A 14,055-nucleotide genomic window follows, 5' to 3' on the forward strand; every position below is an offset into this window, starting at 1 on the left:
TGCGCTGGCCCGAGCAGGCTACCCAATGGATGGGGCAACTGTCAGCGGCCCAGGGGTTGGCCGGCGGCGAGCTGGCCAGCACGTCTAAGCGTCTGATAGCCCTCAACGGGAAAGCCTCAACAAGCCCTGGGCCGGTGGGTGATGCCGCTCAAGGTGCGATAGCGGCCGGCCGTTCGGCAATCACCGAGCAGTTGGGCGAAGCGCCGACGTGCCTGGTAGTGACGCCGTTCCAAAGTGGTATTGGCCAGGGCCGCGGCTATCAGCGCTTCCTGTCTGCGCCGAACTTGCTGCAGCTGCTCGCCGGCAAACTGGTGGACGTGAGCGACACCGGGCGACCGAACGGCCCCCAGTTCGCCCTGTGCCTGATGTTCCTGTCCACACGCTTTGATCAGTTGGCTGCGAGCCTGGCGCGCTTCAATGCCTTGGTCCCGATGCCTGACCTGGTGCGAGCTGAACGCCGTGCACGGCACCTGTCGAAGCTGGAGACAGAAAAGTGGGAGATTCCCGCCGCCGGCACCTTGCCGCGTTGGCAAGCACTGCCCTTGGAGCGCTGCACTGTGGTCAAGGCCGCGCAGCAATCTATGGCCGGCCAGTTGGCCATCTTGGAAGGTTACGCGGCCGACAGCTCGCCCATGGCCGACCTTGCCGCACTGGCTAACCGTAAGGCCACTCAGCAAAAGGATCGTGATCAGCATCTGGCCGACCTGAAAGCCCTCTTGGCTGATGGCAGTCCGGATAGCAGCATGCGCGCCCGCCTCATCGGCCCCGGTAGCGCCACAGAGTTACGCCAGGAACTGTTGGCGGGTGATGGCCCAGGGCATGAATGGGTTCTGTGCGCCGGTGCGCTGCTGGTGGGATCTGAGAAGGGTTTGAGCTTTGTTCGTGAACTGGTGGGCCTATGACGCTGCTACTTGACGGGCAAGAGGTGCGCGGGAAGAACCTCAAGGTCACCGGCAACCTGCGCATCGAGAGCGACGACCTGTCGGGCCAGACCAGCAACACCGACAAGGGGCACAAGGGTTTCAAACCCAAGACCCTGACGGTCAGCCTGATGATCCCTTTCGTTGACCAGGTGCAGTTGCGCGACCTGATGCGCCTGGTGGAAGCGACCGAAGGCGGTGGCCAGCTCAAGACATACCGAATCGTCAACGACACCGCCGCTGCGTTCGGTATGCGCCAGGTGACCTTTACCGAGGGCGTCAGCGCCCGTGAAGACGATAACCTGCGCGGCTGGCTGATTCAGTTCACGTTGACTGAAAAGCTGTCGAACCCGGAGAAAGTGGAAGGGCGGCGATCGGGCAACGCGGTGACAGCACAGTCCGGCCCCGGTGGGGCAGTGGGTGGCACTGGCGGCACCAGTGGCGACTCGAGCGACGGACCCGAGGAACTGACCGGCTTCGAAGCCACGTTGAAAAAAGTGGATGGCTGGCTGGGTGGGAGTGACAAGACATGAAGCTGCACAAGGAGCTGGCCATAAACGGCGTGCCCTACGTCCTGGTGAAAAACGACGTCCGGCTGGACGCAAAAAGCCCCGGCCGGGCGACCTTTACCATTCAGGCCAAAGCGCCAGTTAAAGGCCTGGTAACGCTCGATATCGGCTACAACGGCAGCACGCTGCAGCGTCACTTCATCGGCTACGTGGAACGCTCCACCACGGCCAGCAGCACCCAGCAGGTGTTGTTCTGCCGAGAACTGGCCGCGATCCTGGCCAACCCGTTGCCGCTGAACCTGCGCCACGTCGACCTACGCGCCGTCCTGGTTCAGATCAGCCAGCACACGGGCTTGCGCTTTCGCGTACCGGAACAACCGTATGCCAGCGTCAAGGCGCCTTTTTTCTACAGCCTGGCCGCCGGCTATCAAGCGATGGACAGCCTGGCCCGGGTTTTCAACATTCCCGACTTCATCTGGCAGCAGCAGGGTGACGGCGAAGTGTTTGTGGGAAGTTGGGCTGACAGCTTCTTTGGCGTTCGCTCGCCGCTGCAGCTGCCGGTGGAACTGTTCGACGACTACCAGGGCAACCAGAGCGCGATGATTGCAGCCCTTCCAGGATTGCGACCAGGTGCAACGATCAACCACGGCGAGCGCATTACCAGTGTGGCGCTCATCGACAACCAGATGGCCATCCGATGGACGACGCAATCCGCCGCAGCGTAGAACGACAATTTCCCGAACTCACCGGCGGTTACCACCTGCCACGCTTTGCCCGAGTTGTAGCCGTGGCAGACGCCCCGGCCGGTGCCGGCATCTGCGATGACTTCCGACCGCGCTACGCGGTCGACATCGAGGTCATGGGGCCGGACGGCGAGCCAGATACCAAGCTGCCGATCCTGGCCGGCGTACCTTTACCGCTGCCCACAGGTGGCGAGGAGATGGGTATCTATGCGTTCCCCGAGGAAGGCACCCAGGTTGTGGTGTGCTTCGCCTACGGCTTACCGCATAAACCCTATATCCAAACCATCCTGCCGCACGGTTTGAGCATGCCCAGCGTCCCGAAGGGCGACCACGTGTGGCAGCACAGCGAAGCCTGTCAGCAGCGGGTAGACGCTGACGGCAATTGGCTGCGCCAGACTGACGGCAAGATCCTGGACAAGGCGATCGAGCGGGAAGTGGAGGCGATGAGCAACACTGAGCGCTACCAGAGCCACAACAGGACCGTGGACGACCACTCAACCGAATCGGTAGGGGGCATCAAGACCCTTGAAGCGCTGGGCGCGCTCAAGCTGCTGTCGGGCGGATCTGCGAGCCTGGCTGCGGTGAATGATCTGAACCAGGCGACTGGACGAGATTTGAACATGGTGGTTGGGCAAAAGCACAACGCTACAGTGGGTGGCGATATGGAGGAGCGGATCGAAGGTCTGCGCAAGAGCGTCTCGGCAGTCAGTCAACACCTGCAATCCCCTAAGACGTGGTTGGGTTCAGAGGAGGTTAACGTCCTGCAAGTTTTGGTTGATTTGCTCGAACTCGTGCAGCTAATTAATATGCAGCTAGCTGTTCATACCCATGGCACGACACCGATTCCATCCTCCACGGTAGCATTCACCATGAATGCTGAAACAGCTGCTAACCTCGTAAAAAAGATGCGCCCATTAATAATTTGAAATACTAATAGCATATAACGTAAAAGCTGTGTTTCGCGAGCTAAAAAATTGAGGAGTGTATGTGCAAATTAACGTAAGTAATGAGTTTTTATAAAAAGTAGGCAGGCGTCAAAAGCCACCTGCCTACTTCAAAATATAGAAATTATTTTCGATATGATTTGCTTCTGCCAGGGGTTTTCACTGATTCATATTTAATCCAGTCTGATAAGTCAGATAGAAAAGCTTGATCTTCTGGGGACGAAGCTGTCCTAATTAGTCTTTGAATGGTAATGTTGGATTTAGTTAGTTTCGATCGCATATATGTGTCTTTGTATTCTTCCGGCAAAGCATCGAATTCGTCTTTCATTCTTCTCATGGAAGAAATACTACCGTAAGTGTCGCCTGCCTGGCAGCTAAAGTCTGCCTCACGGTAATTTAATTGGACGCGAGTGTCGTAGTATGTTTTTTTCAGCCCGTCGTCGAGAAGGTCTATTTTAAGGCTTAGCTCTTCAGTTAAAGTCCTGACCTCCGAGAATTTATGCTGAAACATATATCCTCGGCTTAGGCTTATGGCAACTTCTGCTGAGCTACTGTCAAGCTTGCGAGCTGTTTCGAACTGTTCGACTGCATCATCTACTGACTCTTCTTCGCGTAAAATAAACTTGCCGAACCAATAGTGTAGTTGCGCAGTATTAGGAGCTAGTGCGATAGCTAACTCGTAACTCTCTCTTGCTTCCGGATAATTACCATTTTTTTGATGGAAATAAGCAAGTACGCGTGGAACTTCAAAATAGTCCGGTGCTAGCCTTCTCGCCTCTTCCAAAATCTCGTACGCGGGTTCATTAGCAGCCACCCGCAAATGCTTCATCGCGTCATGCAACATTTTTACGATAACACGATCAGCTTTGGATCGTACTTTGATATTCATTGTCGAGTATTTGTTACCATTAGCGGCGCTTCTCATTTCTACTACAGAGTTTAGTCTGTTTCTGTTTGCTTTTACTTTCTGTTGGAATGCATTTGAAGGCCGATGGTGCTTGTTTAGGTATGCTCTGGCTAGTTCCGCGAGCTGGTATGTAGTTTTGACACTGCCACCAGTCGGCTTGGAGGACTCAGCGAGCATATTTGTTGTCATTAGCTCCTGTAGTGCTTTCTGAATTCTGATCGCCTCGAAGCCAGACAAATATGAAAGTTCTGCTATATCTTTCCAACCTGGAGCACACTGCATAGTTGTAGTTAGGTCTCGAGTGTCCTGAGATAAAAATTGATAAACATTACTCATGCAGAACTCTAGGAAAAGGGAGGAGTTTTGCAATACGGCCTCTGCCGCGATCCCTGTCTGAATGGCGCTAACAAACCATTTTATATAGCCTGGGTTTAGATACATCCTATTCGCGTATCTGCGCAGTGTAGGCTCGTCCTGAGTTGCCAAAGTCCTAACGTTTCTGAGCTGGCCAAGGGTGCGTATTAGTTTGGCGGCGTACGCTTCTTCAATGCCACCTAATTTTATTGGATACTCGTATGCACCGAGACCTATTCTAGACGTAATGATTAGTTTGCTACCGTCAGGTAATGAACTCACGAATTTATGGATGTTTTGGTCCATAATGGTTTCTAGGTTGTCTATAAATAAAGCAATTTTGAAAGTGCCTAGGTACTCAATGATTTCAGCTAATGGATCTCCCGACTCCACACCGCTCAACTGAGCTGAAATTTCTTGAAGTACGCCGACCGAACTTGTTATTGCTCCCTTAATGTCGCGTATTTCATTCACTGTTATTTGGGTTGTTTTAGATGTTACCCACACTACGGCATCGAAAGGGTTAACATCTTCCTCTAATAACTCATAAGCTACCTTTAAGGCTAGAGCACTTTTGCCTACGCCGCCTTCACCAACAATAGATATAACAGGAAAGCCACCAAGGCACAGTTTTTTTATTTGCTTGACTTGCGTGTCTCTGCCAATTAATCCTGTTTCATCGAAGTCGGGAAGTGGCAAGTTATGAGGTATTTTATCCCTGTCTGCATCCAGTAAAGGTATTTTTAAGTCCAGAACAAAACTAGGATCGTCTTCCAAGCGATTAAAAGTGTCTTGTAAGTTTTCCCAAGAATAAGAGCTGTTGTTTACCAGCTCGTTACAGAAGTCTGTAACTAAAGGTAAATCATCGAAATTAAGAGGCCTAATATGCATTACTCTATTTCGGATGGGTATTATTTTTTCGAATTGTTTTGTCCTTGATCTGATTGTTTGGCTAAAGTCTTCATCAAAACTCTGTTGGTTTGAATTGATAATTTGATATGTGTCGCCTAAGTCGCAATAATCAATTAGGTTGTCGAGAGTGTTTTCATCGTATGAAGATCCTATTTCTTTTTCAAGTCTGGATTTGCATCGTGATATGAGCTGCTGATCAAATCTTTCATTTTCATGTCTCTCGGCTCCCAAGCGATTTTTAATCACGGCTCTGAGATCTTCTTCTAACCCACTTAATAGTGCGTATACGGTCATTCTTGACAAACTATAAGCCATAAAAATATCCCTTTAGCTATGGACTGAAGCTGAAAATTGAATAGGGATCATAATGGCACATTGATTTAATGACGTCCAACGAACGATGGAGCAGGTGAGTGAGTCTCTAACTAATTGATTTTTAAGAAAATACTTGCGCTTTGGTTCGACGCATTCTGAGCGCATGGTTCTGAAGACTCTTTACCTTCATCCTGAGGTAAGAGGGGCGCTCTTTCTTTGGCGCTCTTGCTCACTGAGCAAATAGGTATGTGTACGCTAGGAAGCCGTCCTGCACGAAAAAACTCACAGTAAAAGCACTTATCCCCCTCCCGCCGACGGGCTTTTCATCTGCTTTTTGTGCAAGAGGTTAGGTGATGTAATTGACGTTCTGACACAGGCCCGCTGTGGGGGGCGGGGACGACGCTGCTATTGCATTGTGTGTAAGGTTTTGCAAAAAGGTGCAGCGGATTTGCGCACCACCCGGAGCCAGGCAGATCGAACTCAGATCTCTGGAGGCCTTGGTTTGCAAGGGTGAATACAGAAAAATATGCAAATTCTAGGGTTTTTACTTTCTTAACAGCTCGTACTAGGTAGTTATTGACGCGCTCCAAAAATGGTATCAGCTCGTCGGAACGGCCCAGAACAAAGGGCTTTCACGCTGTTTTGCTAATTTCACACATTGACGTGCGATGAGGGACTCGTCAGTTAGAGCACGATAAATCCCAAGAGGACTTATTCCAACAGCTCTGCTCTGCGATTTAGGAGTCCCCCCAAGGGTCTCTACAAAATTAAGATGCAATTCAGATCAGTGAGTGACCAATGTCGGGTGTCACTAGCTCATGCAACAGCTCTTATATTTTCGCCCAGAGCCACAAAGGCATTGATCGTTTCGGCCTGTTTTTTTAGTTGGCTGAGTTAATGATTGCCAGAAAATATGAGTGATTTTATCAAAAACTTCACAAAGTGATTTAGAGCGTAAAATTTCTTCATTTTCCAGCTTTAGGGCGTTCAAACCCAGGTCGATTGCGATCCGACGTTGCTCATTTGATGGGTGTGAGTCAGAGGGTGTGCTAACGAATTTTTTCTTTACTCCTGATTTAATGAAGTCTGCATATCTGTTAGCTAAGTCTAGGATTGAGAAGAATAGCTTTACTCCAATTATGGATAGGGCAACGTCGTATCCTTCCTTGGTTAAAACAGCTAATGTTAATACAAGTCCAATATAATCAGCTTCATATTCCTTCTTGTGCTGTGGCGAAACGTTCGAGTCGGAAGGAAAGGCATTCATCGGTAGAAAATTGTTAAGATGGCCAGCGTAGACATGACCGAACTCATGCGCAATTACGAAAATTTCCATGCTTTTGCGCAGACATTCGACAAGGCCGATGGAATCTAAGTCTACAGGGAAAGGTTTCGAAGTGGCTGGACGACCCGTACGAATAAACGCAGTGAGTACCCCTGCAAGGCGGCTCACAATTTCCGGGTGAGCCGATATCTTCTTTGTAATCGTCGATAGATCAGTTGAAAATGACCTCATATCCCCATTTTTTGTAGTGACGAATGAGGTTGCATAGATTTTAGAAATAAGATGGCAAAATGTTAAAAGTTGACCGTCAAACAAAAGAAAAGGTTTAGATGCTCCTGGGATGTTAACAGCTGTGGCATTAACTCTCCCAGTGGGTACCGTTGCATATAAAGGGAATAACGTAATGTCAGCACCTAATTCAGCGGCAGCCCGCTTTACCTCTTCTACCAATCCATTGATCAGATTAAATGCTGATACTGAGTCGTAACGAGTTGGTAAAACAGTTTCCTCTAGTGTTCTCTTTAGGTCAGCTAGTTCTGAAGCACTATACGATCCGAATAAGCCGGGGTTTTGGCTATGAACTGCATTTGTGATGAACTCCTGATTCAGCGGATCAAACTGGGCTTTATTCGATTCATGGTCAGGCATTTTGCCAAATTTTCCTTCTCTAAGGAAATTCTCTAGTAATTTATAATCATTGTTGCTGTCTGATAAAAAAGTTCTCTGCATGACCACTCCAAGAGATGGGTTAAGTTTGTATTCTTATCATCATGTGCCTAGGTTGAGCGCTTTTAACAGTAAGACGATACCTCTTGTATCTCTCGAAGGTTTGACGCGAACCACCATCGGTTTTGCTAGTGCTGTTTGCTGAGAGTTGCTCTGGTCGAATCTCGCCTTCTGGCTTATGGCTCACTGAGTGAGAGCAAGGCCGCTCAGCAGCTATTACTTTTCCATTTTTCTCAAGCGCGCCAAGCCCTGCTTGATGAAGCCAGCATTTTCGCCAATTAGATCTAGGGCGGAACGGGCATTGACGCCAGCATCGGCAAAGCCTTGCCGTTCTGCTAGGAGTGTCAGTTCCATAATTGCGGCTTCCAAAGCTAGCTGATTTTCGTAGATTTTTTCGAGGACTATCGGTAGCGAATATTCGGTGGCCATGGTTTCGACTCCATTCGGAAAGTCGCAAGCATAGCAGCGAATCATCGGGTCAATTTCAGGTCTAGGGGCGGGATAAGGGTAATTTTGGTAATGCGATGCAGGAACGGGCCTGAAGCCCTTATAAACCCTAGCGTTGACGCATTACCTCAGAGGGTAATATCGGGTAAGGCTGGAGGTAATATTATGACAAGTTGCTGATTTTAAAGGGTTTTATTAAAGCTTAGATTACTCAGGTCAAAGGTAATTTTCTAACCTACTGCTTACCTTATGATTACCTTTATTAAATTCTCTCAACCATCTGATTTTGTTGGGTTTTCTATCTAGTAGAAAAGAAAATTACCAAAATTACCTCTTTCCCAGGGGTCAACCTGAAAATCGGAATTGAAGACGGAAAGGTGCCAGCTCAGCGCTCTCACACAAATCCTGTGACTCTCAACTGCTTCGCCCTGACGCTACCTTGATACCACTGGAGCCCTTGAAACAGGGGCGGGGGTGAACCCTCGTTATCAGCTTGGGAAGCTTCCGAAGAAACCTGAAAGCCCGGCTGTGATAGTGGTCGTGATTGGAGCTGAAAACGGATGCTTAAATTTTGCTAGAGCGGCTGAGCGGAGTGGAGGCGCAGGGATGGGAGTATAGGTTGGTGGTACATAGGTGGTACGAGGGATAGGGAGAAGGCGTTTTGGCCTTTATTTGCAAGGGGGTAAGAGATGGTTCGTCCGATCCATCATGGGGGCAACGCTAAAGCGGCGGGAGAGGGATTGGGGGGCAGCTGTGATTAAGGGCATTGGGCAATCTGAATGGGTGAGGCAGAGGCGGGGAGTTTATCAGGATTGGGGCTGGGATCGGGTGAGGTTGGCGGCTACATCGTTGGGGAGTTGAATCTTCCGGCAGCGTCAGGGATTCCGTTTCATAGCAGTCTCAATGATTGCATCCAGTCGGAATCTTAAATCGTTGGTTGCTGTTTTGGTTCGGTAGGCCACCGTAGGACGGCTAAATAAATCTGTCCCCTTTTTTGCTACTCGTCAATACGCTCGTATCGTCAAAGGCTGGGTGAAAGCCGTAGGCCTTGATCCAGCCATGTATGGCACTCACACAATGAGACGTACGAAGGCATCACTAATCTATCGCAGAACGAAGAACCTACGGGCGGTTCAGTTGCTGCTCGGCCATACGAAGCTGGAGAGCATTGTTCGATATCTGCGGATTGAGGTCGATGACGCACTGGAGATGGCGGAACAGACTGAAGTTTGATCATGCATAGCGACGGTCGAAGTCAGGCCGTCGCTAACCGGCCAAAAGCGGCAGCTGCACCCTATAGATTTATGCCGATGATGGATTGGAGCAAATCTTCTTGGAAAGCCCGAATTTATTAACCTCTAGCAGGGAAAATTTCTTCCAGTACAACTTCTGTACCACCTGCCTCCGTTGTCTCTTGATCCCTCTTCCATTGAGGTAGCCGGAAATGGCAATATGCCCCTATTAAGTCTACACATCGCTAGAGTGCAGTCAGGAGAGCAAGGATGCCTAGGAAAACTTTAATTTTTGGAAACGGACTTGGGATGGCACTTGATCCCCGCCATTTTTCATTAACAAATGCAATGGCCGACGTATGGAATGATCCCGTTGCCGTTTCGGACGTTCACAAGGAATTGATCAGCCAATGCATCGGAGGCAACGGTGCGATACCTCAGCGCGAAGACCAACTCGACCCTCTCCACCTAGTGATCTCTGCCTGTAAGACGCTTAACAGCATAAACATGTCGCAGAGAATGAACGTGCATTGGCTTTCGCAAGAAGGACAACAGTTCCCTGTCGCTGTTGGTAATTATATACACAAGGTTGCTACCAGGTTGCATTTGTATAATGGCGGACTTCCTCAAACGTTTTTGGATCCGCTGATTAGATTCGTCCGCCAGACGAAATCCCATATAGCTACGTTGAACTATGACAAATTGCTGTATGGGGCTTTCCTAGACGCAAACCTAATGGCTGGCTACTTCGACACTACTCTAGTTGATGGCATGGTCACTTCCGGCTTCAGCCCTGATGCTCTTGTACGTCTATACAACAACAATTTTGGATATTATCTGCACCTTCATGGGTCCCCGCTTTTCTTCGATCATCATGGTTTGGCCCGAAAAAGAGATAGACACGAACTCAACCCCTTCTCCCCTGAAGGATCTGACCATATAGTTTTGACACATGTACGCCATAAACGCTCAGCTATCGGAGCATCGATAGTGCTATCCACATACTGGAACTATTTGAATCTCAGTCTTAATGAATCTCAAGAGATTATCGTCTTTGGCTATTCTGGTGATGACGATCATCTGAATGATGTAATAGCAGCGCACGCACAATCTAAGCACATTATGATTGTTGAATGGAGTGGCTTGAACCAGACTCAGGAGCAGCGAATAGCCTATTGGTCTAAAAAGTTTAAGACAATCAATTTTCATCATTTTTATTTGCAAAATATTTTAGATTTCAATCAATGGAATCTCATTTATTAGTTTGAGAGTCGCAAAAGCTATAAATATGAAGATTTCTAGGAAAGCCAATGGCTCGAGTTTCTAGATAAGCACTAATCAAAATAACTCGAGATTAATCTCGGGGTCGCGTATATATCAACAGGCGAGATGCGCAATCCCTATCACTACTCTTGCTGAAAAGAACATAATGATTGAAAATATTCGTATAGAATGGAAAAAAGATATCGTTTTAGCTCGTCAACGATCTCAAAAACCTGAAAATCTTCGGAAGTTCAAAGGGCTTCATCGCGACCAAGCTGCACGAGCGTCATATTTTTCGGAAATAAACAATGTAATAGCAAAATTGGGAATATCAAACCCGCACGAGAAAACGGCACTCACTATCGAACCTACCCACCCTGTACAGTCTGAGTTTCTCGAAAGATCGTTAGAGAAACTGAGGATCAATTCACTTGTTAGCTCTAAATACAAGCATTCTAAGCTCTCGCTATTGTCGCTAAAGATGCTGGCGTGCTACGCGCCAAATTCTCTTTCAGTGCTGCAAAAATTAAAAGAACTACAAGAACCTCTGTGTCTATTAGATCCGCTCTACGGGTTTATTTTCTGGAAGGAAAATGACCGAATACGTAATTATTGCTTTGCAATTGATATTTGGATCACGCACCTCCAATCGATGCCCAGAAAATTATCTCGTGAACTTTGGGGCGAACGATCTGACAACCTGCTCTCTGGAGGTGCTTTAGCAGGAAGATATCTCTTCGACGACATACTCGCTCCCGAGAGCGACCCCTTAAAACGTAGTATCACGCCAGAAGTTCAGGTAGGGTCTGAAGATGAACTCATAGATCTCATCAACCGATTAAACAAATCCGCAAAAAAAGTGCCAGAAGTTGAGCTTTGGTTTCGAGGGCAGAATAAAGACTACCTTACTCCAGACCGTTTGGAGCTAGCTAAAGTAGGAGTTACTCCATATTCAAATATTAGGGAGTCCGATTTTACACCTTCTCTTTATCGAAAATATGACAGCTATTTAGATGATATTGATAGCTTTGAAGGTTTGATTGTTGAGTTGGCAGAATGGGTCCATTGCGCAAAAAATCTCGTTCCGCATCATATTGACGGCCAAACGGAAGCTCCAGCTAAAGGGGGAGCTTCCGTAACGAACGAAGGGCTTACCTCCTATCAAAGAGGATTGCTTCTACAACAATACGGAGCCCCCTCCGCATATTTAGATATCACCAGCGACCCCGAGATAGCGACCTGGTTTGCAACTCACAGATGCACTAACAATGCACAAGGGAAAATGCAATATGAGAACTATTCTTGGAATAGCTCAGACCCCGAGAGCTGGCCAACCATATTCTTATTTCCATTGGTTAAGGGGGTGCACCCGTATATGGACCTAGCATCTATACTTTCAACTAATGACGCCCTGAGGCCCGCAAGACAAAAATGCGGCTTACTTGGTGGTGCAGGCAATCTTGCTCGCAACTACTGCGCTAGATACCTAAGTTTAAAAATTCGCCTCAAGCCGGGCTTCACTCTGTCAAATCCAGTATCTGCTAGGGAACTGTTCCCATCAGCCTCTGAAGATGGCGCTCTTAATTTTCTAAAAGAACAAGGGCTGGGAAATTCTGGAAGACATTTTGCCGTCTCAGAACTAGCTTGAATGGACGTCATAGAATTAACCACTTTAAATTGAAAGTGGTTGTACGATCTACATCTTCTCTAAGTCGAAACGTGCCTTCCAAATGAACCGATACGTTCGCCCTGAATCGCTTCTGATTTCGTAGACAGCATTCCAGGCCGGATCGGGATCAGAAACGGTCTGCTTCGAACTTCTGCTTTTGGCCGATTGCCGCCTGTCGTGAGGAGCATGGCGTCACTGCTTGGAAGTAGTATTGGTACGAAAGTGGTACTCAGCTTTCAGGTCGGCTCTGCAGAGCAAGGAATACGTGGCCTATAGGATTAGTAATTCCAATCCATCATGGGGCGACGGAGAAGCGGCGGGAGAGGGGAGCGGATTGTAGGGGTATGGAGGGGCTGAATCAGAGAGGCGAAGGTGCGTAGTCTATCAGGGATGGATCTTTGGAGAGATGTGTGGTGCGCTTCTGATCACATTCTACGTAACGTTTCTCCGGATGGGATATGCCGAGGATATGAAGACGGCCATTGAGCCAGATATTTTCTTGATCTATTTGTGTTGGTAAGGTGTGCTTTTGCGTACTTGAGTTTTTACTGGGATATGAGGGTTCTATGTCACTCTTTCACTACACTGATGCTGCCGCTGTACTCTCAATTATCGGAAATAGAAAGCTTTGGCTTACTGATATACGCTTCATGAATGACTCGGATGAGGCGTTAGATGGCGCGAGATATGTAGTTAGAGAAATTCAAGATCTAATTGGCGCTGGCGATGTTGTTACTGATCAAGCACTGTTTCACCTGCAGGGTTTTACAGTTGATAGTGTAAATGGGTGGCTTGCTGAACAGCATGCTTTTATTGGATCATTCAGCACGGTTGGAGATCATTTGGTTCAGTGGCGCTCATATGGGAGTTATGCTATAGAATTTCATGAGACGCTGAAAGCTGACCTCGCCCCGGTGCAAGCGTGTGTTTATGATATCGAAACTAAGATTCAATTGGCCAAAGATTTGGTAGCTGAGGCGCGTAAATCAATTACAGAGGAACTGATGAAATATGACGACATGGATGGGTATGAGATTGCTAAAGCACTCTGGAACTTAGGTGATGCCGTGAATTTATTCAAGCACCCGAGTTTTATAGAGGAGAATGAGATGCGGATTTGCCGATTGGAAACAGCACATTCGAAACTCATCAAGTATCGCGTCCGTAGTGGGATTGTTGTTCCATACCTAGAAGTCGATATTGAACCTCGCCATATTAAGTCTATACACGTGGGCCCGATGAAAAATCAACATCTCGCTGTTGCGTCGATGCGGTCATTTATTAATAATTTTGAGCTGGCGAACGAAAGTCGGGACTATTGGAGTGATTTCAGAATTAAAGTTGTTCCATCTTCTATCCCATATAGAGAGTTATGAGGACTATAGTGGGTTCTTGGGGGTAAAGATTTTTGTGCTGGTTTGTCGATGATGGCGTCCGAGAAGTCGTCAGCTGCCCTTGGATTTTCGAGAGTGGTGTAGTTTGCTTCGTCTTCCAGATTTTTGAGCGCTTTTTCAAGCCACTCAACCCACATTCAGGCTCCAGCGCCTAGCGCGCATCGCTGCCACCTGGTCATCGGTGGCGAATTTGCCTTGATCGGCTTCTTTTACTGCCAGCTCAATCTGAGCGGTCAGCGTTTTTTCGTTTTCGATGTAGTCGCGGAGGACGTCCATCGCCAGATAGGTCGCAGTCTGGCCGTTGGTTTTGGACAGGTCTTCCGGGAGGTTTAGGGAGATTCCAGTCATGGCGCTCTCGATGGTGGATGGTTGTAGGGCATCTTACACCGCGGAGCGCTGGCTTGGATCAGCAGGTCGTCGCTGTGTGTATCTGGA

General features: G+C 48.3%; 11 protein-coding genes and 2 pseudogenes. 8 read left to right on the forward strand and 5 right to left on the reverse strand.

Going from position 1 to position 14,055, the window contains the following annotated elements:
- Positions 1-29: 29 nt before the first annotated feature.
- Genes HBO41_RS07160 through HBO41_RS07175 form a run of 4 tightly spaced genes read left to right on the forward strand, consistent with a single transcriptional unit; the run spans position 30 to position 3,098 of the window.
- Positions 30-902, forward strand: coding sequence for a hypothetical protein (locus HBO41_RS07160; protein WP_262380205.1), 873 nt, complete (start codon positions 30-32; stop codon positions 900-902).
- Positions 899-1,453: a DNA-binding protein gene (locus HBO41_RS07165; RefSeq protein WP_169985620.1), complete on the forward strand. Its 555-nt coding sequence runs from the start codon at positions 899-901 to the stop codon at positions 1,451-1,453. The genes HBO41_RS07160 and HBO41_RS07165 overlap by 4 nt, the downstream gene beginning before the upstream one ends.
- Positions 1,450-2,154: a hypothetical protein gene (locus HBO41_RS07170; RefSeq protein ID WP_169985622.1), complete on the forward strand. Its 705-nt coding sequence runs from the start codon at positions 1,450-1,452 to the stop codon at positions 2,152-2,154. The genes HBO41_RS07165 and HBO41_RS07170 overlap by 4 nt, the downstream gene beginning before the upstream one ends.
- Complete coding sequence (locus HBO41_RS07175) at positions 2,127-3,098, forward strand: hypothetical protein (RefSeq protein WP_169985624.1); 972 nt, start codon at positions 2,127-2,129, stop codon at positions 3,096-3,098. Before HBO41_RS07170 ends, HBO41_RS07175 begins: the two co-directional genes overlap by 28 nt.
- A 142-nt stretch (positions 3,099-3,240) precedes the next feature.
- Here HBO41_RS07175 and HBO41_RS07180 read toward each other — a convergent pair whose 3' ends face one another.
- From HBO41_RS07180 to HBO41_RS07190, 3 genes are all read right to left on the reverse strand, one after another.
- Positions 3,241-5,604 (reverse strand): NB-ARC domain-containing protein, encoded by a 2,364-nt coding sequence (locus tag HBO41_RS07180; protein WP_169985626.1) that lies wholly within the window; start codon positions 5,602-5,604, stop codon positions 3,241-3,243.
- 811 nt (positions 5,605-6,415) lie between these two features.
- Entirely contained in the window at positions 6,416-7,618 is a 1,203-nt protein-coding gene (locus HBO41_RS07185; protein ID WP_169985628.1) for an SEC-C metal-binding domain-containing protein, read from the reverse strand.
- A 213-nt stretch (positions 7,619-7,831) separates the two neighbouring features.
- Complete coding sequence (locus tag HBO41_RS07190; RefSeq protein ID WP_169985630.1) at positions 7,832-8,044, reverse strand: hypothetical protein; 213 nt, start codon at positions 8,042-8,044, stop codon at positions 7,832-7,834.
- 1,014 nt (positions 8,045-9,058) lie between these two features.
- On the opposite strand from HBO41_RS07190, the pseudogene HBO41_RS07195 reads away from it, so the two are divergent.
- The 4 genes and pseudogenes from HBO41_RS07195 to HBO41_RS07210 form a co-directional block, all read left to right on the forward strand.
- Positions 9,059-9,295, forward strand: a pseudogene (locus HBO41_RS07195) (tyrosine-type recombinase/integrase); the annotation flags it as partial.
- 269 nt (positions 9,296-9,564) lie between these two features.
- Positions 9,565-10,557 carry an SIR2 family protein gene (locus tag HBO41_RS07200; RefSeq protein ID WP_169985632.1) on the forward strand — a complete coding sequence of 331 codons (993 nt, stop codon included), beginning with the start codon at positions 9,565-9,567 and terminating at the stop codon, positions 10,555-10,557.
- Between the two features lie 166 nt (positions 10,558-10,723).
- Entirely contained in the window at positions 10,724-12,205 is a 1,482-nt protein-coding gene (locus HBO41_RS07205; protein ID WP_169985635.1) for a hypothetical protein, read from the forward strand.
- Positions 12,206-12,792: 587 nt separating this feature from the next.
- Complete coding sequence (locus HBO41_RS07210; protein WP_169985637.1) at positions 12,793-13,602, forward strand: DUF2971 domain-containing protein; 810 nt, start codon at positions 12,793-12,795, stop codon at positions 13,600-13,602.
- Between the two features lie 32 nt (positions 13,603-13,634).
- Here the strand turns inward: HBO41_RS07210 and HBO41_RS29465 are convergent.
- Both HBO41_RS29465 and HBO41_RS07215 read right to left on the reverse strand, forming a co-directional pair.
- A pseudogene (locus HBO41_RS29465) lies at positions 13,635-13,757 on the reverse strand (type II toxin-antitoxin system RelE/ParE family toxin); the annotation flags it as partial.
- Positions 13,747-13,968: a CopG family transcriptional regulator gene (locus HBO41_RS07215; protein WP_169985639.1), complete on the reverse strand. Its 222-nt coding sequence runs from the start codon at positions 13,966-13,968 to the stop codon at positions 13,747-13,749. The pseudogene HBO41_RS29465 and the gene HBO41_RS07215, both read right to left, overlap by 11 nt.
- Between the last annotated feature and the right edge of the window lie 87 nt (positions 13,969-14,055).

This window comes from Pseudomonas sp. WS 5146 (assembly GCF_012985495.1).
Taxonomy (GTDB): domain Bacteria; phylum Pseudomonadota; class Gammaproteobacteria; order Pseudomonadales; family Pseudomonadaceae; genus Aquipseudomonas; species Aquipseudomonas edaphica.

Coding starts and splice junctions, on each gene's coding strand:
- HBO41_RS07160 (WP_262380205.1), top strand. CDS start 30: ATGGGGCAACTGTCAGCGGCCCAGGGGTTGGCCGGCGGCGAGCTGGCC.
- HBO41_RS07165 (WP_169985620.1), top strand. CDS start 899: ATGACGCTGCTACTTGACGGGCAAGAGGTGCGCGGGAAGAACCTCAAG.
- HBO41_RS07170 (WP_169985622.1), top strand. CDS start 1,450: ATGAAGCTGCACAAGGAGCTGGCCATAAACGGCGTGCCCTACGTCCTG.
- HBO41_RS07175 (WP_169985624.1), top strand. CDS start 2,127: ATGGACGACGCAATCCGCCGCAGCGTAGAACGACAATTTCCCGAACTC.
- HBO41_RS07180 (WP_169985626.1), bottom strand. CDS start 5,604: ATGGCTTATAGTTTGTCAAGAATGACCGTATACGCACTATTAAGTGGG.
- HBO41_RS07185 (WP_169985628.1), bottom strand. CDS start 7,618: ATGCAGAGAACTTTTTTATCAGACAGCAACAATGATTATAAATTACTA.
- HBO41_RS07190 (WP_169985630.1), bottom strand. CDS start 8,044: ATGGCCACCGAATATTCGCTACCGATAGTCCTCGAAAAAATCTACGAA.
- HBO41_RS07200 (WP_169985632.1), top strand. CDS start 9,565: ATGCCTAGGAAAACTTTAATTTTTGGAAACGGACTTGGGATGGCACTT.
- HBO41_RS07205 (WP_169985635.1), top strand. CDS start 10,724: ATGATTGAAAATATTCGTATAGAATGGAAAAAAGATATCGTTTTAGCT.
- HBO41_RS07210 (WP_169985637.1), top strand. CDS start 12,793: ATGTCACTCTTTCACTACACTGATGCTGCCGCTGTACTCTCAATTATC.
- HBO41_RS07215 (WP_169985639.1), bottom strand. CDS start 13,968: ATGACTGGAATCTCCCTAAACCTCCCGGAAGACCTGTCCAAAACCAAC.